Origin of the sequence: Actinomyces sp. HMSC065F11, from assembly GCF_001813085.1 — a bacterium.
Taxonomy (GTDB): Bacteria; Actinomycetota; Actinomycetes; order Actinomycetales; family Actinomycetaceae; genus Gleimia; species Gleimia europaea.
In genome coordinates this window covers 330,599-354,614 of sequence record NZ_KV811484.1, presented here as the reverse complement: position 1 = coordinate 354,614, position 24,016 = coordinate 330,599, and the positions used below count along the sequence as shown (strand labels likewise).

Here is a 24,016-nt window from a genome sequence, read left to right as displayed (position 1 = left end):
TGGGAAGCTTGTGGGAAGTTCGACAGCGCCGGGGCTTCTGGTGCGTGGCTACGTCTTGATGCGGTAGCGTTGCCGAGGACTTCTCAGCGGCTCAGTGCGCTCGACGACACCTTCGGCAATAAGCTCGTTCACTGCATTTTGCACTGCTGTGCGGCTCAGTTTTGTACTCTTGACGAGTTCAGTTGTGGAGGCAGACGCCTGCCCTTTTAATGCGGTAAGTACTTGGTCAAAGGCGCTTGCATAGCGTTCTTTCTCGGCCACTCTTCGCCGGCGGATAATAATGGTAAAGCTGTCTAGCCGGTTGATGTACTCAGGTGGCGGCATTAGGGCATCGGCGAGCGAGCGTTGAATGACCGCGATGCCCGTGCCCCTATTTTCAGCCACAACACCTTCCGCTCCCCCATCGGCGTGAAACTTCACGTCTTCAAGAAAAGAAGATAGGCGTTGGTTTCTGGTTGAACTCACGCCTGGCTTTCCTAGGTTTCGTACGGTAACGCCTCCATACAGACCTCCCGGGCTTGTGATTTCGAGGCGGTCAACGAACATGTTTATTTGCACTTGGCTGCCTTGCGCGTGCGGCGAGTAATCGCGATGCATGAGGGCGTTTACGAGCGCTTCGCGCACTGCGACAGGAGGATAGTCCGGCAAATCTGAGCGGTACTTTTCGCCAATGAGAGCGGCAGTGCGCATGTTGTTTTTGACTACTTCGATTCCTTCATCAACGAGCTCTGGAATGGTTCCGGTGAGGGTTTTACTGTCTAGGAGCCGAACTCCTTCAGTGACAGAGCCCTTCGTTGTACCCGGGAAGCTCGCAAATGTCACGGTGAGGCGCGGATAAAATTCTTGCGGATACTCACCCATGACAAGCAAGGACGCCAGGGTTGGGTGTCCGTCCTTGAGGATGCGTAGACGTTTCATCGCGGTTTCGGTGCCGTCATTAAAGGTTTTGGGGCGACGTTTGCGTTGAACAGTCATGTAGGCATTCACGGTGTCTGAATGCAGGTCTTCAAGTTGTGCTTCTGTTACCGGCTGTTCGTCCCATTTGGGTTGGGCCCGCTCCTCAATGAGGCGGTCGACTTCGTATTGTGTGAGGCGGATGTCGCCGTCACTAACCCGAATGTAGCTGCCGCCATATTTTCCCTGGTCAGTTACGTAGCAGGGTTTATCTTCGGAAGTCATTTCATTGATTTCCGCTACAACAACCAACGAGTTCTCAAAGGGAACTGTGTCGATGAGGGGGCGTACAGGGGGCGTGGTTTGGGCGCATCGAGTTTCTAGTGCGTCCCGAGCTTTTGCTGCATCGAAGCCGTCCACGGGCAGGAAGCCGTTTGCTTCATCTAGCCCGACGATAATGAGGCCTCCGTTGGCGTTCGCGAATGCGCTGAGTGTTTCGCGAATTGATTTTCCAACATTGCTCTTGACTTCGATCGGTTGCTTGTCTGTTCCGATCAGGCGCAATGTGTGGATGATTGGCTCTAAGCGTTCGGTGTCCATCGAGTGCTCACTAACTTCCCACTTAACTTCCCGCTTAACATACCACTTTGGGAAGTTGAGTGGGAAGCTTGTGGGAAGTTCTTGAAATCGCGCGCGAAGGTTGGAATAGCACGGTTTTAGCGCGTCTACTACGAGTCAGCAGGCAAGCACAACGTTAACAGTCGATATGAGCGAAAAGGCAGTTTCAGAGCTAGAACGCACCTGGCTCGCTCCACTTCCAAATTATTGGCCGTAGCCCCGGCTAATATTGCGTTAGACAATTAGGGAGGCGATGTGGCCACCACACTTTCACTCGATGAGATCTGCAGGCGCCGTAAAAAGTATGCGAAACTGCGCGACGCGATCGGGTAGCTCCAGGTCATGGAAACCTTCATGACACGCCGGATGTAAACGCGCGTGAAATACGATTTAGCCGCTTGATTGGTTCAACCAGCGTCGGTTGGAACCGAATGAGGTGAGATATAGCAATGAAGCCTTGCAACGTAGATGGGTGTAGCCGTCCTGGAGCATTTGTCACGAGAACCAAACCGACGTGGTGCCTCGTTCATCTTCGCGAAATCTATGGTGAAGGCGGCCTGACCCTGCTCGAGGATTTCACGAAGTCATCTGCCTACTTACTTACTAGGTGTATACAATGTGGCTTCGAAGCGCACTACCGCTTTGACTACGTACTTGATCGGCTTGATGTTGGCGAGGCAGTTTGCCGAGCGTGTTACTGGCGTGCTTGGGCAAAGAATGCACGTGCCCTGGCTGGTATCACCGATGACCCGGTGAGTATTTCCGCTATCCGGAAGAAGGCTGAAGAGAATGGGTACACCTATCTTGGTCCTCTAACGAACCCCAGTTTGGCAGACGATCCGCACGCCACTCGCTGCAACTCCTGTGGACGGATCAAAGCACTGCGAAGCGAAGATATTGGTTGGGGTTGTCCCTGCCGACGTAACCCCAAAACAGCTACGGCAGGGACTAAGAAAGCCCGAGGCGCAAACCTGTTGAAGAACTCAGACAATCGAGCAGTTAGCTGGTGGGATCATCAACGCAACGAAGAATCATTGTGGAACGCTGCGAAACTAAAAGGGCGGCAGGAAGCATGGTGGATCTGCCCTGAAGGGCACTCATTTCAGGCTCGCATCCTTGACGTTACAAACAAGAACTTCTCCTGTCCCCAGTGCGCCTCGCTTAGGCAAGCTGCTCACGAAAGAGAGATTGCCGCGCTCACTGGAAAGACTATCGCGGACGTGCCTGTACTTTTATCGGCATGGGATGATGATACCCCGCCGGATACGGTGCCAGTAATCCAGAACCACTGGGGCCCCGGCTATAAATTTCGATGCCCGGCGGGGCACCGCAACACCCGGGACCCGCGCAGCTACTTCTTCGGTGGCTGTTCTGCGTGCAAGGCGATTGAGACGCGCAAAGGTAACGCGAAAGCTGCGGATGCAGATCCATCGTCAAGCCGTTTGACGCCCGAAATCAGCAGTCAATGGCACCCGACGAAAAACGGCAACCTTCGACTCGCAGAAATTTCACCGGAGTCTCGTCGTACAGTCTGGTGGCAAGACCCTGTTTGTGGGCACGAGTTTCAAGCCACGCCACGTGAACGCGACAAGTACGACAGATGGCGGTGCCCGATCTGCCGTACGATCCTTGACTCACTGGCATATCACTATCCGGAGCTGGCCGAGGAATGGTCACCGGAAAATCAATTATCTCCATGGATGATTCGACCAAACACAACGCAATTAGAAGTAGTCCCACTTTGGGTTTGCAGGAACGAAGCAAGCCATGTCTGGCGTGCTATGCCAAGCACACGAGTAAACGGGTCACGATGCCCGGAATGTCTCGAAAACGGAAAATCACAAATCGAGCTTGAATACTATTCGTCGGCTCTAGCGCACTGGGGAAATGCTAAATCGGGGCCGCGAATCCATTCAAAGAACTTCAAAACGCACTCATCTTGGACCGTTGACATTTTGGTCAGCCTTCCTTCAGGCAAACGCCTCATCATCGAATATGACGGCTGCTACTGGCACCGAGACAAGGCCGACATCGACCACAACAAGAGCATGGATCTGCTAGCTGAGGGATTCATACTCGTTCGTCTAAGAGAAGCACCACTGTCGTCATTGAAGATCTCGCATCCGAACTACCACGAAGTAACCGTCTACACGACCGCCCAGGATCCAGATAGTGACGTGGCACGGATTGCTGATCTAGTCAGGGAATGAGCGAATTAGTCTGGGACCGCCCAGCTCGAAACACAAAGTAGGTCGCCCTCTCAGTGACCTCTGTGCGGTTGAGGAGGGTGTACCAGCGGAATGGGCTGTGTTGCCCTGCATGCCGCTGAGGGTGGCGGCATGCAGGGTAAAGGGAGTATTCACGGGGTGACCTCCTGAAAATCGTGGTTGAAGTATTTGATTGGCAGTTCAAGATCGTGAGCCCAGTCGTCTCAAGGTGGTAGTGAGTGACGATTCCCTTGCAGTGACGCGCCAGTTCATCTTTCGTATTGGCGTAGCGGAGGGCGGTAGCCACGTCCTTGCCGCACAACAGGATCTATCCGCCCGAGGTGAGGGTTCGGATCGTGTCGAACTCGTGGTAGGTGAACGCAAGTAGCGCGGTAGCCATGATCGGCTCCTTGTCTGAGAGTCGGGTAGACAATCGCGGGCGTGGGATGCGCCATGCTCTCACCTGACAGTCACGGCAGGCACGGAAACTGGACACGGTGTGAGGAATGCTCTCGCCCGTACGTCCCCGAGGCCCGGCGAATCCGGGCGGGTCAGAGGGCACACTGGTGTGTGAATGTACCGATGGCTCCGTGCCCCGTGCTATTGCTTCGGCGCCATCAACCGGGTAACCTTGTAACCAACATGACCGGTTCCGCTGCCCGCCTCGGTGGGAGTCCAGGGCCGGTCTTCGTTTTTCGTATCAAACAGGGGTGCGCGTGGAGCAGGTGAAGCAGTTCAAGACCTACGGTGAACAGGTCGAATTGCTTCGTCAGCGTGGGATGCGAGTGAATGATCCCCAGCATGCTGAGACGTTGCTGGCGCGATTGAACTACTACCGCTTGTCCGGATACTGGTACCCGATGCGTCGTTTCTCCCAAGGCAACGGCACTGCCCGAGATGAATTCGTTGAGGGAGCATCGTTTGACCTGGTGGTAGCCCTCTATGGGTTTGATGAACAATTGCGCCACAGCGTGTTCATCGAGCTTGATCGCGTGGAGTTGGCTATTCGAACCAAGCTCGGTCACGAACTGGGTCGCCTTGACCCGCTGATCTATTTGGATCCCCAGCGTTTGAGTGCCCGGGCACGGCAGCGAAACAAAGACGGGCGTAGCGTGCACGAGGTGTGGTTGAGAAAGTACCAGTCGGCATTGAAAGCGTCGAAGGAGGACTTCGTCGCCCACCACAAATCCAAATATGGCGGGACTCTACCCATCTGGGCAGCTGTCGAAATCATGGATTGGGGGATGCTGTCGTACCTGTACGGCATGTCACCCAATATCGTGCGCAAACGGATTGCCGAGCCCTGCGGCCTAACCGGTCCTCAGCTTGAATCATGGATGAAATCCTTGAATATTCTGCGTAATTATGCAGCTCATCATGCAAGAATGTTCAACCGTGTTTACGACATCAAACCGAAGCTGAACAATGACGTCAGGCTGGCTCCGGTAGCTAGAGGGATGAATCGCGTGTTCGGGCAGCTCTCCCTTATCCAATACTTGCACCGCCAACTGGACTTGTCTCCAGCCGACCGACTACCGAAGCTGTTCGACACTTACCCGCACAATCCCATCGTGCCGTTTTCTCGCATAGGCGCACCTGACAACTGGCGCGAGTTGCCTCTTTGGCGCGTCTAATCCTTGCGGTAGTAGTCGCATTCGTAGCCATCGCCACGAATTGGGTTCCCTTATCTAGTTCAGCTCCAGGACTTGGGAAAAGCGTTGCGCTAAGTCTTCAAGATAGTCGCGGCGTTTAAGAGGCGCTAACCACTGCGGCGGTATCGCGTTCACCTTGGTACAAGCCGCTCCAGCGATTGCCGCGTAAGTATCAGTATCGAAGCCAAAGCTCACTGCAATCTGCATCGCCTCACGGTACGTATCGGCATGAAGGAGAGAATAAAAGACAATTTCCAAAGTATCGACCACGTAGCCAGTCGCATTGAAATCACTTGGCGTAAGCCCGATTAGCTCTGCACTCAAGATCCGCCTATGTGCCGCCAAAGCTGTCTGCCACTCTTGGTCACCCGGCAACCAGTCCTGGTAAGGAAGATCGATAGCCGCTCGATACGCCTGCTCTACATCGTCTCCGCGAAGAATTGCGCCAAGAAACTCACCATAGATGATGCAGGAAAGCTGAGAAATAGCATGACCATGAGTAACACGAGAAGCCTTACTAATGGTCTCCCACCTCTCTTCACGGCCAGCTTGCTTCGCTAACAGGTAGAGCACCACAGGGAAGATACGCATAAGCGCGCCATTGCCATTATCGCGCTCACGAGTTCCACCACATTCAAGTGCCGGCACACCATTCTCAAAGCGACCAATCGCCATACCAACAGTGCCGCCTAGACCGAAAGAATGATCGAGCGCGCTATATTCTCCTTTTTCCCACCACGCCACAAACTGATTCATCAGGTCAGTAAAATCCAGTTCGCCACCAGTGCGGATAATGGATTCCATCGTAGCCACGGCCATTGAAGTATCGTCACTCCAGGCTCCGGCAGGAATTTTCTGCCCCCAATAGGAGTTAACCGGAATATCATCACCAGAACCACGCATCGCGTCCAATGAATACTGCGCTATTTCATCTGCCAAGAGGAACTCGAAAGGAACTCCGAAAGCATCACCAGTAGCAGCCCCCAGCAGCATCGCTTCGACCTGAGCTGCAGAGAGTTCATTTCGTTTGTCTAACTCGCCCATGACTGCCTCATCCTAGTTGTCATTAAGACCCTGCTACCGAGCTAAAAGCACGCGCTTCCAATACGGTTCGCGTTTGATAACGTCTTCCAATTTAGTTTCGTGTCGAAAACTCGACGATCGAGTACCGGAAATTATCGACGAGGTATAGCTCCCCTTCTTGGGCTTTGCGTAGCTCCAGCTTACGATACCCACCCGCGAGGTTACGTGAGCCAGCGTATGAGACCCAGCGTTGCCACAACCCACGAGCATTGCCGGATGCGGAACCAATATAAGGTTTCCCGGTGTGTCGAATTCAAGGTGCAAAAGCCAACGGGTGGAAACAAGCTGTCAACCAACTAGTTTATTTGGCTCCCAAGAAGAGAAGCGTAAGTGGGGTTGTTTTTGAGCTGCTCGTGGGCCCCGTCAGCAACAATGCGCCCATCCTCAAGAACAATAATGTGGTCAGCAATCCGGATAGAAGCAAGCCGGTGAGCAATAACAACCGTCGTGCGATCAGCCCGCGCGCGGCGAATGTTCTTAGCAATAGACGTTTCAAGGAACGGATCGATATTAGCTAATGGCTCGTCAAGGATGAGCATATCCGGGTTGCGCAAGAATGCACGCGCAATCCCAACGCGCTGGCGCTCCCCTCCAGAAAGCGTGGTTCCTCTATCACCCACCCTCGCGTCAAGCCCGCCAAGCGAAGTCACCAACTCGCTAATGTCCGCATCAGCAAGAGCCCGCCAAATATCCTCATCAGAAGCATTAGGGTTCGCCAAAATAAGATTATCGCGCACAGTTCCAGCAAAAATATGACAGTCCTGAGGCACCAGGGCCAGTCTGTCTCGGTAGCGGTTCGGCTCATAGCCACGCAAATTCTTCCCATCGAAACGCAGCTGCCCCGACCGCGGATCCAAATAGCGCATAGCGAGATTAGCCAAAGTAGTTTTACCCGCCCCAGACTTACCAACTATCGCCACAGAACGTTGCGGAGTAGCAGTAAGGCTGACTTTGTTGATAACCGGAAGCTCCAGCTGGTAGGCAAACACCGCGTTATCAACAACAAGACAGTTCTCCTCCCCGTCATAGGCGGTGTGGTGAGGTTCAGGTACAGCAGGAATCGGGTCTTTCACGTGAAGAATCGTATTGATCCGGTGTGCACAGGCACCGATCTCTCCAACGCGCCCAAGCATTCCCACCAACGTGGTGGCCGGCGTGGGTACAAGCCCCGCCAAAACCACAGCAACGGGAAGTATCGCCGCATCCAAACTGCCGTCAAGCACACGTCCAGTGAGGATAATTAACAAAATGGTAGATCCGATCGTGGTAACGATCATCGCGAACGCTGACTCCCACGCTTGCCGCATGGTTTGCGCATTTTTTGTGGCCTGCACTTGACGTGTCAAGTCAAGAATAAGCTGATTTTGTTTCTCAACCATTCCGAGGGAACGCAACTCACGTTGCCCCTGAATGGAGTCCAACACCGCAACCCGCAACCCGGCTAGCTGACTACGCATCTGTGTGCCCTGCATACGCTGAATGGGCATGAGAATGAAGGGGAATACGATCATAGCGATAGTGGGAACTAGCATGATCAGCCCCAGCGGCCCCACAAAGCTAACAAGAACACCAGTGAACACTACTGGCGAGAACACCGCGCAGATTGCGGTAGACGCAGTGTGCGCATAAAACCACTCAAGCTGTTCCGCATCATTCATGGCCGCTGACGCCACATCGCCAGTGCGTTTCCCGTGGAGCCCGAGTGGTGCGATTCGTTCGATAGCCCCATAGATGTGCACTCGCAAAGTGTGCAAAATTCGATAGGCAACTTCGTGCGACCACCACACTTCAAACAGGGTACTGGCCGCATGAACCACCACCAAAGTGAACAGCAAAGTCACCAGCGGCGTGAGGTCATGAGCCGGGTCAAGAATGAACCGGGTTGAAACCCACACGGACGTAACCGACACACCCACAACACTGATTTGCGCCAAAGCGGTAACGATCGTGGAGGAAACGAAAAGGGGAACACATTCGCGTAGCCGTTTCATCAGCGCAGTGAAGTCGTTAAACGTAGAAAACATGGCGGATCAGGCTCCTAACTGTGCGTCGATAAGCTGTGACCACGCGTTGTCTTCACCAGCCAGAATCTGGGGTGCACCAGCGCAGAGCACGCGGCCATCTCCCATCACCACAACGTGATCTGTTTGCGCAGCGGCATCCGTGCGGTGGGTGACCAGAATAAGCGTGAGATCCGGATAAGCACGGCGAATATTGGAAAGCACAGCGGTTTCCGTCTGGGTATCTAACGCTGACGTAGATTCGTCGAGGATCAGCAGTGGACACTGGCGAATCAGAGCACGCGCAATCGCTAACCGCTGTTTCTGCCCGCCAGAAAGATTGTGGGCATGCTCCTCAATCACCAAGTCAAGCACACTGTCATTTCCTGCTTGACCGCTGACATCCTGGTGCAAATCGTTAGCGCAGGCCAAAGTTAAGGCGTTCATCATTGCCTCGTCATCGGCTTTCGGGTTAGCTTCAGCCAATATGGATCTGATAGTTCCAGGGAAAATAATGGGATCTTGCGGAACCAGGGTAGCTACCTGCGCAATGTTCAGTTGGTCTGCTGGCACGCCACCAACCGTGATCGTTCCACTATTGGGATGGTCAAAACCCATCAGTAGCCCTAATGCTGTGGATTTACCTGACCCGGACAGGCCAACCAGAGCAGTTGTCTTCCCTGGCAGCGCGTCGAACGTAACGTTTGAAAGCGCGGGCTTCGTCGCACCCAAATACGTGTAGCTGGTATCAATGAAGGACACCCCGGTGCCATCATGGTGACGTTCAACCGTTGCGGAGGGTTTGGTTTGGACACCCTCTTGATCGAATAGTTCACTCATTGCTGGCAGAGCAGAAATCCCGAAGAATGCCTCATGCCAACACGTTGACAATGCAGTGAATGGGCGAAACAGCTCAATCGATAACAAAGTGATGATGAACAAGTGGTTCATCGGCATATCGCCGGCCCGTATCAAGCTGATAGCAATAACCAGGCCAAGAGCAGGACCAAGCACCTTCATCATGCTGGACAGGCCGGTTTCCCCCAGCGAAAGGCGAAGCTGGCCCATTGTTGCTGACAACAATTGGCGTGATTGCTTAGCTAGTTTCTCACCGTGATTTTGGGCGGCCCCAAACGATTTCAGCGTTGCCATTCCCATCATGGCGTCAACAAAGTCCGCGTTGAGATCCTCATACGCGATCCAGTGGGACTGCCCCCGATCGGAAAGGGCTTTGTCCCATAGCCGTGGGATAGCGATAATAGCGACGCCGCAGATCAATAGCGCTCCCGCAATCAACGGGCTGATTGCTCCGATAGCTATCGTCAACCCTGTAGCGGTAATAACAGTGACCGCCAGCTGGGTGAAGTACTTAACGAAGTAGGGCTCCACTGCCTCGACCCCATCAGTCACAACCGACTGGATTTGCCCAGAACGGCCAAACCCCGCCCGCATGGGACCGCGAGCGTCGATTTGTTCAAGGAGGGCACGGCGCAACCGGCTTTTCACCACCAGTCCGGCACGGTTTTGTAACAGTTGCCCGCCCACCTGCACTAGTGGGCGAACCAAAAGCAAGATGACGATAGTTACGATCAGGCCCATCACTGTAGGCATGTGGCGGGTAGTGAGTAGTTCATTAAACAGGATCGCGTTACATACCGCAGTGGCGATGAACAAGCCAGAGACGAGGACGCCCACTAAAACGGCGGGAGTCAACATCCTCACGGATAGCCCGGCTGCGCGCATCACTAAACGCTGCTTCATGAACATGGTTATCCACCTTCGCGTGTCTGAAGAAAGCAGGACTAGCCACAAAACTAACCTTAGGTTAGGCTTACCTAAGTGCAGTTTGGCATGTTTCTCTCAGCATGACAAGAGCGCACAGCTTTATCACACCAGCCAGGAGGGCTTGTGAACCCGCAGATTTTGCAGCGCAATGAGGTATGCGCGGGCAATGCCCAGCTTCTAGAACAGATCCGCTTATCTGAGGGAAATCTGCTCCACGTCAGTGGCGGAACTGCTCTGACCACGCAAATCCATGGGGGTTATGTTGCGACAGGTAGTGCGAGTATGAAAGGCATGAGCGCACCATGTTAACTAAGCGCTATCAACGCCTTGTCCTAGCCGCCGCGTTATCCATCCTGCTGGTGTGCGCCCTTGTTGTTGCGGTAATCGTAGGAGCCACTGACATCTCCCTATACGCAGCGCTCGAAGGCATCAAAACCACCCTATTACACACGCCCACCAATGACGTTGACACCCAAATCATCGGGCAGGTCCGATTCCCCCGCGCTGTTCTTGGAGCAATAGTTGGTGCCGGCCTTGGCATATGCGGCCTCATAACCCAATCACTTTTGCGCAACCCATTAGGAGACCCCTACATCCTCGGCATCTCGTCGGGTGCATCTGCCGGCGCGGCCGCCGTCATCGTCCTGGGCGCCTCCAGCAGTGTACTATCCGCACTGGGCGTCACCATCGGCGCTTTCCTTGGGGCACTAGCAGCCATCATCCTCGTCACCCTTCTGGCCTCAGCCGGCGGGAAAATCACTCCCACGCGCATCATTTTTGCGGGCATGGCAACCACCTACCTATTTTCAGCGCTGACCAGCCTGATCACACTCATGGCAAAAAACGCTGCCGGAACCAAATCAGTCATGTTCTGGACGCTCGGCTCTCTATCCAATGCCACTTGGGGTGACACCGCACTTGCCACCGCGGTGGTCATTGTCGCCCTCGCCTGCTTCGCAATGTGGGGCAGGAGGGTAGACATACTGAACCTTGGTGACGATACCGCAATCTCACTAGGGACAAGCCCCCGCCTCTACCGCAACCTACTGTTCCTCGTCGTAGCCTTAACCGTTGCCGTCCTCGTGTCCCTCACCGGAGCAATCGGCTTCGTTGGCCTTGTGGTTCCCCACATCACCAAACAACTGGTTGGCTCCACAACGCGGGCCGCACTACCCATCGCCGCCTTGTGCGGCGCACTCCTAGTTGTCATAGCCGACACCTGCACTCGCATCATAATCCGACCCGCCGAAATACCTATTGGCATCCTTACCGCGCTTGTAGGAACTCCGATGCTAATGGCCCTAATCAAAAGATATTCCAAATAGAAAACAGAAAGGAAAACCCGTGATGATGAAGAAACAAATCATCGCCGGCACTCTCGGCGTTATGCTCGCCGCTGGCGCGCTAACCGCCTGCTCAGAAACTGATAATCCCAACACCAACGCTGAAAACGACGCTATTACCATCAACAACTGCGGAGTAGAAACAACCTTCAACACTCACCCGAAGAAAACCGTTTCGATGGGTGTAACCGGCTTGGCTTACCTGTTCGCCGCTGGCGCGCAGGACTCCATCATCGGCCGCGCCAACGAATGGGGCGAAGAACCACCAGCGTGGATTGGCTCAAAAGCAGACAGTATCGACGTGCTTTCCAACGAGTCCATCTCAATGGAAGCGCTGCTGAAACTAGAGCCCGACCTGGCCTACGGTGGCGGGTTCAGCTCTGAAAACTCAAGCCCTGAGGCAGTCGCGGCGAAAGGCATCCCTGCCATCGTTGACGCACCAGAATGCTCCTACTTCTACCCGGATCAACCAGAAAACGAGTCCTTCGACGCGATCTTGGCAGAAGTGACCCAGCTCGGCAAGCTCATGGGCACGTCAGACAAAGCCGACGCCACGGTTGCTGATCTCAAAGCCCAACTTGAGCAAGTCAGAAGCGAAAAAATCGGTAAAGGACGCAAAGTTTCCTACGCCTACTACTACGGGGAAGATCCTGAGCTGTTCAGCTACGGCAACCAGGGCGTGGTGGGAGAAATCAACAAAACCCTCAACCTAGAAACCGCAATTGACCCGAACTACCACCCACACCAAGGCCCCATTGCTCCTGAAGCTTTCGTCAAATCAGACCCCGACGTCGTCATCGTGCTCACCGGCATGGGCGGGGCTACAAAAGAAAGCTCCCTAGAACGCCTTGCGAAAATTCCCGGCTACAACGACATGAAAGCCGTGAAGAACGGCAACATCATCTACGCCGAATCAGCTGCTGCCTACGCCTCGCCCACGGCAATACACGGCACCCTTGAGCTAGCCAAGCAGTTGAAGGAACTAGGGAAATAAACCGATGAGCGATTCTCCCCTCAAGATAGAAAACGCTAGCGTCCGGTTTGGGAACACCCAAGTCCTTACCAACGTCTCTTTTGAGGTACCTCGAGGACAAATCCTTGGAATTGCCGGGCCTAATGGCTCTGGAAAAACCACCCTCATGAGATCCCTATTCGCTGCGCAAAAACTATCCGAGGGGAGAATCACCATCAACGGTGACCCACTGAGCACACTCAGCCCAGGCCAAGTTGCCAGACGCATCGCGGTCGTTTCACAATTCGAACAAGACATGGACCAAACCCGCGTCATTGACATCGTGCTACTTGGACGAGCACCCCACCGCAAAGACATCCAAGGCTACAACGCCACCGACCATAAAATTGCGCGCGAAGCCCTCGAAGCCGTCGGAATGAGCTATGCCCAAGACCGATACGTTCACACCCTTTCTGGAGGAGAACGCCAACGCGTCCTCATCGCCCGCTCACTCGCTCAACAATGCAAATGCATCCTTCTTGATGAGCCCACTAATCATCTGGACGTCAAATACCAACACCAAATTCTCAGTGTCATCAGGAAAGTCAGCGACACCGCCGTTATTATCCTGCACGACCTCAACCTCGTTGCACGCTACTGCGACAACGCCATCATCCTCAAAAACGGACACCTGCATACCAAGGGCAACCCGGCGGAAATCCTAACGCCGCAACTTATCCGCGAAGTCTACGGCGTCAGCGCCACCGAAGTAAACGATGCGGGCACTAAACAATTCAGCTTCAAGCCATTGCAGGAACCGCTGCACCTCAACCGTTGATAACCTGCAGGCAGGCACTCACTTTCTCCTCACCGAACAGCCGGCAAGCCTCCACCTTTTGTAATCGCCGCGCGGTTTAGTAAACTGGGCGTGATCCCTCGCGTGACGGTATCACCCGAACCTCCCCAGGGCCGGAAGGCAGCAAGGATACGGTAGCTCTGCCGGGTACGTGAGGGATCCTTTATATTCACCAGCGCGGGAGCTCAACCAGACCTCGAGTTCAAGCCCGCCAACGAGTTCAAATCAGCCCACGAGGCGGGCGCGCTTCCGTCCGATAACTATCGGGCTCAACTACGAGGGAGCCCCTGTATCGTGCTCAACTGCGAGGGAACCTAGGAACCTGCCTCACAGGTTTGCTTACTCGCGTATCAAACTGAGTTGATGCAAGCTTACGCTCGCTAAGCGTTACAAGATCTAAAACCTCATTCGCAATAAACGCCGTAGTTCCACGCGCAATCGAACGAGTAGAAAAGATACCCGCATCAGCTAACTGAGTTAACGCCTCTGAAGCATTCTGAACCGACAAGCCATAAATCTGGCTTGCCGTCTTAACCGTCAAAACCGGAGTGCCCGCAAGCCGCCCCAAAATACGCGCCACGCCCGAATCTGAACGCAACGCGCGCGTGTAATTATTAGCCGCTCGGAAAGCCTCGAGCTGCCCGCGCCACTGCTCAGCCAGTAGCAACAGCTGTGCCCGCAGGTCCTCAGCCTGCGTCACAGCCTCGTCCACCGCCCTCGAAAATATTCTTATCCACTCAGCGATCCGCCTAGCATTCTCGGGCGCTTCAGGCGATCCTTCAAAACGAAGATCGTTCAAAGCGGCTACATACTGTTCTCGAAATGTTGCCAGCACGAGGCTAACCGGCAGCAGGCGACTTGAAGTGAGGCCGCGGCGAGTCAAAACCGTATGGATCAGCGCACGCCCAACACGCCCATTGCCATCAACAAATGGGTGAATAGATTCAAACTGCGCATGAACGAGGGCAGCCTGCACAAGTGGACCGTGCGTCGCACCATTCAGATAAGACAGTAGGTCTTCCAATAAGTCGGGAACAAGGCGTGGCGCCGGCGGCACATATTCCGCGCCGATTGGATGATAGTTCGACGTTCCCACCCAGTTTTGTACCGTTCGGATCCCAACTGCCGGATGATCAGCTCCCAGTAACGCTCTTTGCAGCTGCTCTAAATCGGTGATAGCAACACCCTGCGATCGAGCAAGGCGATCCGATGCCTCTCGAACCACAGTCATATTCCGGGCGACGAGCTTCGCCGCATCCGAGATTCCTCGAATATCCTCTGCTTCACCTATCTCTGCCAAAGCGACCTGTTTTGCCGCGGGCACGATTCCTTCGATTTGCGAGGATGCGATGGCTTCGGAACGCAACAAGAAGCGGGACAAATCTTCAAGCTCTGTGATGCCATCTGCCTGCGCTAGGGCGAGGACGCGGCGCTCAACAGCAGCGATCTCCTCGCTAAGCTGAGGACTGATCGAGACTTGAAGCGTTGTTAACCGGTCAGGCAAGTAATACCAGTACGATCCGCCGCGCCTGTTAGCTCGTCCCGGGAGGGTGTGGTCAGCTTCCCATTTAGCTTCAGTGAAGATACCCATGTTCACCCTTTCCGCTTATCCATTAACAGAGTCGCCAGATTATCACCTTTAAGGGTTAAACATGAATAGAAACCGATTTTCTGCACTTTTAGCGATTAAACATGAACAGCAGATCCGCACATTCACCTTTACGCCCTAACGAGCGCAACCAAATCCGACTACCCATCAAACCCGCACGCGACCAACTCGACACCAAGCCGGGGCCTCGAACATAAAAGGAATCCGCCTACTCGCCCTGCTCTATCACCGGGAAGTAATCAATACTCACATATACACGTTCAGTGTTTTGCAGCGTTTCCTCGCGCTCACCCGCATCAGCGAGGCGCTTCTTATGCTCGTCATTTTGACTCATCGCACGTTCCAAAACACTGCGCAACCCTGCAAAAAGCTCATTCTTCTGCTCTTCAGTTAGGCGGAGCACGTTCTGAAAACCAAAGACAACATCATCTCCGCCCGGAGCATTTGCGGCTGCCGCGCGATAGCGACTAACTACCGACGAGTTGCCAACCGAATCATAAAGCTGCTCGATAACAGCACCCAGATCCCTGCCACCGGCTTCAGTGGAAGAATCAACTTTGATGCCTTCTCCTGCAATGCGATACCAAGTCTCACGCGCGTCGCCACCCGGAGCATCAAACTTTTCAACAATTCCTGCTTTTGCCAGTTCGCGAACATGATAAGACACCGAGTTCGGCGCCTCCCCTAGCGCTTGCGCCAGATCACTCACGCGGGCGCCCTCATCATGAAATGCAAGCTGGTACAAAATATCCATCCGCTTTGGATTTGCCAGCGTCTTTAACAAAACTTCGCCGTTAGTCGCCATAAATAAACAATACAGAATATTTTGCGCAAGGTTTCTTGCGCAAACTTATTTGCTGATCTATGGTTGTTGCCATGAGCATCAACGAAGCAACCCATACAAAAACAGAGAACACCGTGGCAGCGAAACCTTTACACCGAAACGCGGACTACCTGAAATGGTTCGTTTCAGACGTCGCGGCAGACGCTGGGAACGCTATAAGAGCTTTCGCTATGCCCCTCATCGGGCTTGCAATCACCGGATCACTCAGCCTTGCCGGAGCCATAGGCGGCGTTTCAATGATCAGCTCCTTACTCATGTACTTGCCCGGAGGAGTAGTGGCCGACCGTGTTGACCGAAAGAAACTACTTGTAGTTGGGCACGGGCTCGGCGTCTTCATTTGGGCAAGCGCCATAGTTGCCTACCTAACCGGCAACCTCAACACGGCCACTTTGTTCGCACTTGCGGCACTATCCGGTCTACGCAGTGGATTCTTTGGCGGAGTCTCCATTCCCGCGCTACGCCAACTCGTACCGGGCGAGCAGCTACCGCGCGCCCTCGCCGCTAATCAAGCGCGAGACGGAGCCATACAGATGGCTTCAGGCCCGGTGGGAGGATTTCTCGTTGCCCTCTCGGTCTGGGCCCCATTTGCAGCGCAAACCATCGGACATGCTATTGCCTGGTTTTTCTCGCGCACTATCAAAGCTGACCTGAGGCCGGGCAGAGCACAAGCCTCAAATGCAACGTCCTTATCAGAAGAAGCCGACGCAACCACCGAAGCACTTCGCGTGCGCGATCAGATTGCGGGAGGCTTCAGATGGTTGAAACACCACCCGACCATCACAACTCTGACCGTACTCGTCGCCATTACCGCGGCTGCACTCAATGGAACCATTCAAACCCTCATCTTGAGTCTTGCCGCAAGTGGCGCAAACGAGGCTCGGATTGGACTTGTATCCACAGCTATCGCTGTTGGAATGATCATCGGATCGCTAATAGCAGGGCGAATAACTAGCCGCATACCCACGGGAAAACTAGCCATCGCCTCCCTAATTTTTGAGGGCGTGGCACTCACTCCCCTGCTTGTGATCGACAACTTCTACGTGGTTCTCATTTTTGTAGCGATCGCAGCGCTGAGTGTGCCCCTATTTAATTCCGCCGCATCGGGGTGGTCCATCGCGCAAATTCCAGAAGATCAAATCGGATCCATCGGGGCAGCAGCCGGCCTCATCAACGCCGGGCTTCTACCTCTTGCACCGATTATGGCTGGAGTTGGACTTGACGCATTCGGATACACCGCCACATTGGCGATGTTCATTGCCTTGAACTTGCTAGCCGGTTGCGCAACCGCGCTCCTGCCCGAATTTCGTAGGGTTGGGATCCCTTCCGAGTGGGGGATTACAGGGCGATAACACTGGATTCCGCGGCCCGGCACACTAGGCCGGGTCGCGCGATATTGGGCAAGACATGCAGCGCGGGCCTCCTCGGCCACGGCCAAGCTCCCCGCCGGGAACCGTCAAAACCTCAACGCCCTGTGCCGAAAGGAACTCGTTGGCAGCCTCGTTCCTGTCATACGCAAGCACCACCCCGGGGCGAACCGCCAGCAGATTACACGAATCATTCCACTGGCCCCGCTCCGCATTTGGCCCCGTCTCCGGCGTCGAAATAAACCGCAAATCCGGCTCCCCCAATGCCTTCGCAAACACGCCATGCATATTCGCCGCATCCTCCACGCGCACATCCAAACCACCGCGCGCACCCCGGCGAATCACAACCGTATCCAACAGTCCCAAATGCTTGTACACCATGAACGTGTCCGGCGAAACCATCGTCATCACCGTATCCAAATGCATCTGAGCGCGCTCCCGCTGCATCATCACGCCCACAACCGTATGCACATCCGGATCCGCAAACACAGCCTGCGCCAAACCCTCCAAACCGGCCGGCGTTGTGCGCTCCGACAACCCCACAAGCAGAACGCCCCTGCCGGGCACCAACACGTCGCCGCCCTCTACCGTTGCGTCACGAACGCTCCACCGCGCCCAAAACTTGAAATTCTCGCCCACAAACCGCGGATTCCAGCCATACACCGCGTTGTAAATAATCGTTTCGCGCCGGCGCGCCCTCATCTGCATCGCATTAACTGACACGCCACCGTACATCCACATCGACGTATCGCGCGTGAAATACAAGTTCGGCAAACACGGCGCCACCAAATCATCGCCGTGGAAACGGTGAAAATACGTTGATTCCACGTGGCCAAGCTCGTCTTCAAGCTCCTGCTTAGTTAGCCCATCTATCAGCAAATCCGCCAGGTCATCACTGTCCAACCCCGCCGCGTATTCACGCAACGCGCTCGCTGCACTCACCCCGAAATAGTCATCCAAGAATGCCGCATCTACCGCGTACTTTCTAGCCTCCTCATTACGCAACGCCGCTTTCAACAAGTCATTCAAATACAGGGTCTTCACACCCTGACTAGCAAGCGTTTGCACAAACGCGTTGTGATCACGCCTCGCCTGCGACAACCACAACACGTCATCGAACAACAGTTGTTCAATATTCGAGGGCGTCAGCCGGTCCATCTCTTTACCTGGCCGATACACGATCACCTCGCGCAACTGCCCAACCTCAGAATAAACACCTAGCGACATCACTAACTCCTTCGGCTTCCTCTATCTTTGCGCAAAAACCGTGCCCCCGCACCGCATGTAAACAAAAGAGGGGACCGGGCAGACACCCGATCCCCTCAAAAAGCCGAAGCTACTTAGACTTGGGCCCCAGTAGCATCGCCGCCCAACCCGAATACACGGACTCGGCATCCGAGGGCTGGAACAAGCCCGCAACCACATCACGATAGAGGCGCGAAAGCTCCCTGGAGTTGTAGTAAGACGAACCACCACACGCGCGCACAGCCTGCTGCACCGAGAACAACGCGGCCTCAACAGCGCGGTGCTTAACTGCCGAAAGCTGCGGCAACCACAAGAAACCGCGATCCTCGAATGCCTCAAACGCGTTAGAAATGTGCTCAATATGCGGGTGGATGCCGTCCATCTCCACCGCCGCCGTAGCGATGATGCGGCGAATATCAGGATCATCCGAATAAGGCGCATCGTTCATAACCGAACGGCGCTTCTTCACTGTCTCTACCGCAACCTCAACTGCGCGATCGCCAATACCCGCGTACGTTGCAGCCAGCAAAATCTCAAAGTTCGCGTAAATGCCGAGGAACACCGGGTCGAGCGACGGCCCCTCGTCAATGCGCGCAAGCACCGCGTCCTCATCCGCGTGAGCCCCCTCGAGTATCGTGGAGTTCGACTGCGTGGCCCGCATACCCATCGTGTCCCAGTCATCCAGAATCTGGAAGCCACCGCCCTCGCGCGACAACAGTGCGAACACCGACTTCGGACCATCCTCTGAAACGGAATCGCGCCCAAACGTCATCAGCTTGGTCCACGCCGGCGACAGCGAGGTGAACACCTTCTTGCCATAAAACGAGTAGCCACCCTGATCGTCAGGGCGCGCCTCGGTTAGCGAACCGAGTAGCACGCGGTCATTAGCCGGCTCTGAAATACCGAAGCCATACAGCTCGCCTGCGACCGCTCCGCGAAGAATCTGCTCGCCCTTAATGTTGCCGCGCGAAACCATGTGGCGCCCCAAACCCACAATGATCTGATGCATATTAATGCCCAGCGCCGTGCCCGGAGCCGCCTTAGCTAGACGCGTCTGTTCCCTTGCAATTTCCGCGAGTGTAAGACCTGCCCCGCCATACTCTTTTGGCACGAATGCGCCGTAGTAGCCCGCCTCTTTTAGCTCTTCATAGTCTTCAAACGGAAACTCGTTCTCCCGATCATAACGGTCCGCACGCGAATGGATGCGCTCTAGCAAATCCTCATTGAGGAAACCCAATTTGAACTCCTTGCAATAGCTTGTTGGACGCGAATGCGCTCCCCTAAGACTTACACGCTCGCTCAAAGCTTCGCACTATTGGCGCGCCGCCCGTCCCAGGTTGGTGCACAATAACGCCCAATTAGACTAGAGTTAACAGGGTGAATCCCACCTCGCCCCAACCAGTAGAGCCGCGCAAAACCAGCCCTCGCCTACAGTTTCGAGAGGCACGCCAGCGGCGTCAAAATCTTGCGTTTTCCGTGATCGCCTCGATCATGGTTGCCCTTTCCCTGCTGTCCCTGCTCGTTTTCACAGGCATTTTGCCAACCCCGTTCTTCAACGAGTTTTCGCAGGGCAAAGATGAAGCAAAGGCGGGCGAGGTGCCGTGCTTCCCTGAAGATTCAAAACCTGCAAGCCTCGACGGCATTCATGCAACCGTCCTAAACGCTACCGGCAGGCCCGGACTGGCAAACTCGATTGCCCAGTCGCTAGAAGAACAGGGCGTAACCATTGACGCGACGGGCAACTACGAAGGCCAGTTTTACGGAACCGTGAAGCTCACAGCCGGGCGCTCCCAAGTGGTAGCCGCCTACACCCTGGCACGAGCATTCACCGATTCCACGGTCCGCTACGCGCCGTCCGACCCTGCAAGCGTCACCATTATTCTGGGCGAACGCTTCACCGACCTGCCAAGTAGCGAGGAAGTCGCGGCGTTGCTCTCTAACACGGACCCGCTGAAGCAGGTAGAAAACTGCAAGCTGATTCCCGCCGAGGACGAGACCGAGCAGCCCGGCGAAGAAGAAACCTCGCCCAGCGAAACCGGAACTGAGACGGCCACAGAACCTGAACCGAGCGAGTAACTCAAGCACAAAAAGTTAGCGGCTTCCCCACTACGGGAAGCCGCTAACTTTCTCTGCCGATTGTTACTGCTGGCCCGCACCCTTGTGGCGGGACGCGTAGCCCTCCCACTCAAGATCAGTACCAGCAGGCGCGGAGGCCGGCGAAGCCGCCTCTAGGTTTGTGCCCCGCACCTTCGAAATCCACCTCATCAAGTGGTAAACGCCAATCGCTGCCGCAGAGCCCAGCGCAATACCACCAAACTCCATGCCAGCTGGAACCCACGTGAAGTTTGCGATCGCAATAATCATTGCCACTGCCGCGGTGTTCAAGTTCACCGGATCAGCGAAATCAACCTGGTTCTGCACCCAAATCCGCACGCCCAGCATACCAATCATGCCGTACAGCACCGTGGCGGCGCCGCCCAGCACACCCGCGGGAATCGTTGAAATTATCGCACCAAACTTGGGTAGCAAAGACAGTGCCAGTGCGAACAGTGCGGCAACCACGTAAGCGGCCGTCGAGTACACGCGGGTAGCAGCCATAACGCCAATATTCTCCGCGTAAGTAGTGGTACCCGAACCGCCACCAGAACCCGCAATCATCGTGGACAGGCCATCAGCAAACAGGGCGCGGCCCGTAATATCATCAAGATTTTGTCCCGTCATAGCGGCAACCGACTTAACGTGACCCACGTTCTCCGCAACCAGCACGAACACCACCGGAACAAACAGGCCCAGCGTAGACCAGGCAAACTGCGGCGCGTGGAACTGCGGCAAACCAAACCATGCGGCCTCACCAATAGCGGAATAATCCACCTCGTGCTGAATCGCCGCGGCCGCATAACCAATCAGCACGCCCACCAGAATCGACAAGCGGCCAATAATGCCCTTAAACAAAACCGTGGTCAACAAGATCGCAACAATCGTAATAACCGACGTGACCGGAGCCTGCTGCACCCAGTTCCACGCAGCCGGCGCAAGGTTAAAACCAATCAGCGCAACGATTGTGCCCGTAACAATCGGCGGCATAACCACGTCAATCCAACGCGCGCCCGCAAAGTGTACAATCACGCCAACCGTCGCCAGCGTTGCACCCGTTGCGATAATGCCACCTAAAGCAAAAGCCGGGCCCAAAGACTGGGACACGGCCACGATCGGAACGATCAACGCAAACGAAGAACCAAGATAAGACGGAAGGCGCCCGGCAGTAATCGCAAGGAAGAGGAGGGTGCCAATCGCCGTAAAGAACAGCGTCGTGTTAGGTGGGAACCCCGTCAGCAACGGCACCAGGAACGTTGCACCAAACATTGCAACAACGTGCTGCGCGCCAATACCAATAGTGCGAGGCCAAGTCAGACGCTCATACGGCATCACTACCTCACCGGGAGAAATCGACTTCCCATCCCCGTGAAGTCGCCACGAAAAGAACTTTTGAAGCTGGGACCTGCGCCCCGAAGCAGATGTGCTCATGGAATTCCGATCTGTGTTTTGTCACCACGGCTAAACACACGCTTAGCCCGACCGGAATTCCACGGTATCGCCCTGCCCCCAATCCACCAAACTCGTGTCCAACCCGTGGCCGCCCAGGGCGCGGGCCGGAGTCCTCGGAAATTAATAGACCCTCACTTAGCCGCGACATTTTGCGGTTTTCCGCGCCTACAATGGGAAATAGGGTGATCTGAAGTGACTAATTACACGCAACTTAGCGAAACGAACCAGGCAAAAGTTGATGCACTTGCGGACATGATGCGCGGACACACCACCGCCATAGTCGCGGGAGCAGGCATGTCCACCGACGCGGGAATCCCCGACTACCGCGGCACAGGATCCTCCGGCGGCCGAACCGTGGACTTCGACCTATTCATGTCGGATCCAAAGTGGCAGCGCTGGGTGTGGCAACGCAACCAAGAAACTTGGAAAACCGTTGCCGGCCTATCCCCCACCCCCGCACACCTGGCCGTTGCCGCCCTGCAAAAAGCTGGATACGTAAATGGCATTGCCACGCAAAACGTGGACGGGCTCGACGTGCGAGCCGGCATTGACCGCCCCGCCCTGCTACACGGAACCTTCGATACCGCGGACTGCGTCATGTGCGGCGCCAACTATCCGCGCAGCGAGGTTGACCAGTGGCTGCGCAAACTAAACCCCGACGTGGTGGATGACCCTGATCCGGCGCACGTGGCAATCCTCGCCAACGTGGACGAGGCTGGCGCTAACGCTTCAACCTTCAAGGTTGCACCGTGCCCAAAGTGCGGCGGTCCGCTAAAACCCTCGGTGGTATTTTTCGGCGAGATGCTACCCGCAGACGCCATGGACCTGGCGTTCCAATACGCGCGCGAGGCAGGCGTGCTACTGGTAGTTGGCTCCTCGATGATCGTTGGAACAGGAGTTTGGGTAGCTCAAGAGGGGCTGCGCAATCCTGATACTAAACTCGTCGTGATTAACCGCGGCCCCACCCAGGTAGATGCCTACGCCGATCTACGGATAGAGGGAGGGGCCTCGCAAATCCTCACCGCCGTTGCCGAAAAGCTTGGCGTGGAGGTTTAGCACTCGCAGACCTATTGGACCCAGGGGAACTGGTCTTCGGGCAAGAATCCCTTATCGGTTGTAGCCCAGCCCTGTCGCGATACGGCAAATCCCTGGCCCGTCTTCACGTTCCAGCACGAAATCCCGTTGTACTGAGACCCGCACGCAACGTCCCCGGACTTGCCGAACTGGCCGTAATCCACCTTGGTTGCGCCCTGCGCATTCACGCGCAGCGAACAATCGCGCTTCACACCCTCCGCGGTTGCCACAACCGTTACAGATCCGTCATCACATGCCCCGCCACGCATACCTTGTTGGGTTTGCAAAACCGTGCATGCCACCGACCCGTCTGTCAGTTTGCAAAGAATATTTCCCGAGGGAGCCGCAACCAGCTCCAAATCCGCGGCCTCCCCAGGAGCCGGGAACTTGATTTCCGTAGCCGTAGTGGCCTCCTCCGACGCCCCCGTATCCGAGGGGGTAGCGGTGGCCTCCGACTCTGCGGAAACAGTAGTAGAAGGTTCCGGCCGGGGAGCCGTGGGAGTGCCAACAAGCAGTTTCGCAGCCACAAACACCAATGGGATCGCAATAACAAGCAGAATGATCAGGGCGATCAGGCCCGTTTTATTCGAATGCTGCTGCGAGTCGTCCTCGTCTGCGTCCGCAGTCTGTGCAGAGTTACGCACCGGCTCCTGCGACCCCGCCCCAGTTGCCGCGCCGGCCGCGAGCGGCGCATCCGCCGAATCAGAGGGGTAGACCGGGCCGGATTCCTCACGCTGCTTCAGGGCAGCTTTTAGGGCCTCGTCATCAAATTCGCTCAGCCACTCCAAAAGCCCCGGATAGGTGGACGGGTTCAGCGCAATCACCGGACGCAACTTTGGGTATTCAAAAGCGAGCGTGCGTAAAACTTCCAGGTTCGTTGCCGGGTTGGCGGCAATCTGCGCTAAATCCGGTCTTTGCGGTGAAGCAGTCGGATCCGTGTTCAT

Annotated in this window: 19 protein-coding genes and 1 other RNA gene; 10 read left to right on the top strand and 10 right to left on the bottom strand. The window is 55.4% G+C overall.

Annotated features, from left to right (window positions below; translation table 11 throughout):
- Window positions 1-48: 48 nt before the first annotated feature.
- Window positions 49-1,494, bottom strand: a complete 1,446-nt coding sequence (locus tag HMPREF2891_RS08920) for an ATP-binding protein (RefSeq protein WP_070665098.1) — start codon at window positions 1,492-1,494, stop codon at window positions 49-51.
- 467 nt (window positions 1,495-1,961) lie between these two features.
- Here HMPREF2891_RS08920 and HMPREF2891_RS09985 point away from each other — a divergent pair, with 467 nt between their 5' ends.
- From HMPREF2891_RS09985 to HMPREF2891_RS08905, 3 genes are all read left to right on the top strand, one after another.
- Window positions 1,962-3,722: a zinc-ribbon domain-containing protein gene (locus HMPREF2891_RS09985; RefSeq protein ID WP_083311329.1), complete on the top strand. Its 1,761-nt coding sequence runs from the start codon at window positions 1,962-1,964 to the stop codon at window positions 3,720-3,722.
- Window positions 3,723-3,954: 232 nt separating this feature from the next.
- Window positions 3,955-4,107, top strand: a complete 153-nt coding sequence (locus HMPREF2891_RS09715) for a hypothetical protein (RefSeq protein WP_186822326.1) — start codon at window positions 3,955-3,957, stop codon at window positions 4,105-4,107.
- A gap of 328 nt (window positions 4,108-4,435) precedes the next feature.
- Complete coding sequence (locus tag HMPREF2891_RS08905) at window positions 4,436-5,353, top strand: Abi family protein (protein ID WP_070619514.1); 918 nt, start codon at window positions 4,436-4,438, stop codon at window positions 5,351-5,353.
- Window positions 5,354-5,407: 54 nt separating this feature from the next.
- Here the strand turns inward: HMPREF2891_RS08905 and HMPREF2891_RS08900 are convergent, their stop codons facing one another.
- The 3 genes from HMPREF2891_RS08900 to HMPREF2891_RS08890 form a co-directional block, all read right to left on the bottom strand.
- A complete protein-coding gene (locus HMPREF2891_RS08900; protein WP_070665093.1) occupies window positions 5,408-6,415 on the bottom strand; it encodes an ADP-ribosylglycohydrolase family protein in 1,008 nt (335 codons plus the stop codon).
- Window positions 6,416-6,750: 335 nt separating this feature from the next.
- Complete coding sequence (locus HMPREF2891_RS08895; RefSeq protein ID WP_070665091.1) at window positions 6,751-8,478, bottom strand: ABC transporter ATP-binding protein; 1,728 nt, start codon at window positions 8,476-8,478, stop codon at window positions 6,751-6,753.
- A 6-nt stretch (window positions 8,479-8,484) separates the two neighbouring features.
- A complete protein-coding gene (locus tag HMPREF2891_RS08890; RefSeq protein WP_233187648.1) occupies window positions 8,485-10,215 on the bottom strand; it encodes an ABC transporter ATP-binding protein/permease in 1,731 nt (576 codons plus the stop codon).
- 326 nt (window positions 10,216-10,541) lie between these two features.
- Between HMPREF2891_RS08890 and HMPREF2891_RS08880 the strand changes: the two genes are divergently transcribed.
- From HMPREF2891_RS08880 to ffs, 4 genes are all read left to right on the top strand, one after another.
- Entirely contained in the window at window positions 10,542-11,564 is a 1,023-nt protein-coding gene (locus HMPREF2891_RS08880; RefSeq protein ID WP_070618606.1) for a FecCD family ABC transporter permease, read from the top strand.
- Window positions 11,565-11,586: 22 nt separating this feature from the next.
- Window positions 11,587-12,576, top strand: coding sequence for an ABC transporter substrate-binding protein (locus HMPREF2891_RS08875; RefSeq protein WP_070665087.1), 990 nt, complete (start codon window positions 11,587-11,589; stop codon window positions 12,574-12,576).
- A 4-nt stretch (window positions 12,577-12,580) separates the two neighbouring features.
- Window positions 12,581-13,372, top strand: coding sequence for an ABC transporter ATP-binding protein (locus HMPREF2891_RS08870; RefSeq protein ID WP_070618609.1), 792 nt, complete (start codon window positions 12,581-12,583; stop codon window positions 13,370-13,372).
- 89 nt (window positions 13,373-13,461) lie between these two features.
- Window positions 13,462-13,557: signal recognition particle sRNA small type (gene ffs, locus HMPREF2891_RS08865), an RNA gene on the top strand.
- Between the two features lie 131 nt (window positions 13,558-13,688).
- On the opposite strand, the gene HMPREF2891_RS08860 is transcribed toward ffs, so the two are convergent.
- Together HMPREF2891_RS08860 and HMPREF2891_RS08855 are read right to left on the bottom strand one after the other, a co-directional pair.
- Window positions 13,689-14,981 (bottom strand): Fic family protein, encoded by a 1,293-nt coding sequence (locus tag HMPREF2891_RS08860; protein WP_070665085.1) that lies wholly within the window; start codon window positions 14,979-14,981, stop codon window positions 13,689-13,691.
- A 226-nt stretch (window positions 14,982-15,207) separates the two neighbouring features.
- Window positions 15,208-15,804: an ArsR/SmtB family transcription factor gene (locus HMPREF2891_RS08855; RefSeq protein WP_070665083.1), complete on the bottom strand. Its 597-nt coding sequence runs from the start codon at window positions 15,802-15,804 to the stop codon at window positions 15,208-15,210.
- A 71-nt stretch (window positions 15,805-15,875) separates the two neighbouring features.
- Here HMPREF2891_RS08855 and HMPREF2891_RS08850 point away from each other — a divergent pair, with 71 nt between their 5' ends.
- Window positions 15,876-17,192, top strand: a complete 1,317-nt coding sequence (locus HMPREF2891_RS08850) for an MFS transporter (RefSeq protein ID WP_230205988.1) — start codon at window positions 15,876-15,878, stop codon at window positions 17,190-17,192.
- A gap of 24 nt (window positions 17,193-17,216) precedes the next feature.
- Here HMPREF2891_RS08850 and HMPREF2891_RS08845 read toward each other — a convergent pair whose 3' ends face one another.
- Together HMPREF2891_RS08845 and HMPREF2891_RS08840 are read right to left on the bottom strand one after the other, a co-directional pair.
- Window positions 17,217-18,434 (bottom strand): arginine deiminase, encoded by a 1,218-nt coding sequence (locus HMPREF2891_RS08845; RefSeq protein ID WP_070665079.1) that lies wholly within the window; start codon window positions 18,432-18,434, stop codon window positions 17,217-17,219.
- A gap of 109 nt (window positions 18,435-18,543) precedes the next feature.
- A complete protein-coding gene (locus HMPREF2891_RS08840) occupies window positions 18,544-19,689 on the bottom strand; it encodes an acyl-CoA dehydrogenase family protein (protein WP_070665077.1) in 1,146 nt (381 codons plus the stop codon).
- Window positions 19,690-19,829: 140 nt separating this feature from the next.
- Here HMPREF2891_RS08840 and HMPREF2891_RS08835 point away from each other — a divergent pair, with 140 nt between their 5' ends.
- Window positions 19,830-20,528: a LytR C-terminal domain-containing protein gene (locus HMPREF2891_RS08835; RefSeq protein ID WP_070665075.1), complete on the top strand. Its 699-nt coding sequence runs from the start codon at window positions 19,830-19,832 to the stop codon at window positions 20,526-20,528.
- A 63-nt stretch (window positions 20,529-20,591) separates the two neighbouring features.
- Here HMPREF2891_RS08835 and HMPREF2891_RS08830 read toward each other — a convergent pair whose 3' ends face one another.
- Window positions 20,592-21,977, bottom strand: coding sequence for a uracil-xanthine permease family protein (locus HMPREF2891_RS08830; RefSeq protein ID WP_070665074.1), 1,386 nt, complete (start codon window positions 21,975-21,977; stop codon window positions 20,592-20,594).
- Window positions 21,978-22,190: 213 nt separating this feature from the next.
- Here HMPREF2891_RS08830 and HMPREF2891_RS08825 point away from each other — a divergent pair, with 213 nt between their 5' ends.
- Complete coding sequence (locus HMPREF2891_RS08825) at window positions 22,191-23,054, top strand: SIR2 family NAD-dependent protein deacylase (RefSeq protein WP_261666863.1); 864 nt, start codon at window positions 22,191-22,193, stop codon at window positions 23,052-23,054.
- An 11-nt stretch (window positions 23,055-23,065) separates the two neighbouring features.
- On the opposite strand, the gene HMPREF2891_RS08820 is transcribed toward HMPREF2891_RS08825, so the two are convergent.
- Window positions 23,066-24,016 carry a variant leucine-rich repeat-containing protein gene (locus HMPREF2891_RS08820; protein WP_070665073.1) on the bottom strand — a complete coding sequence of 317 codons (951 nt, stop codon included), beginning with the start codon at window positions 24,014-24,016 and terminating at the stop codon, window positions 23,066-23,068.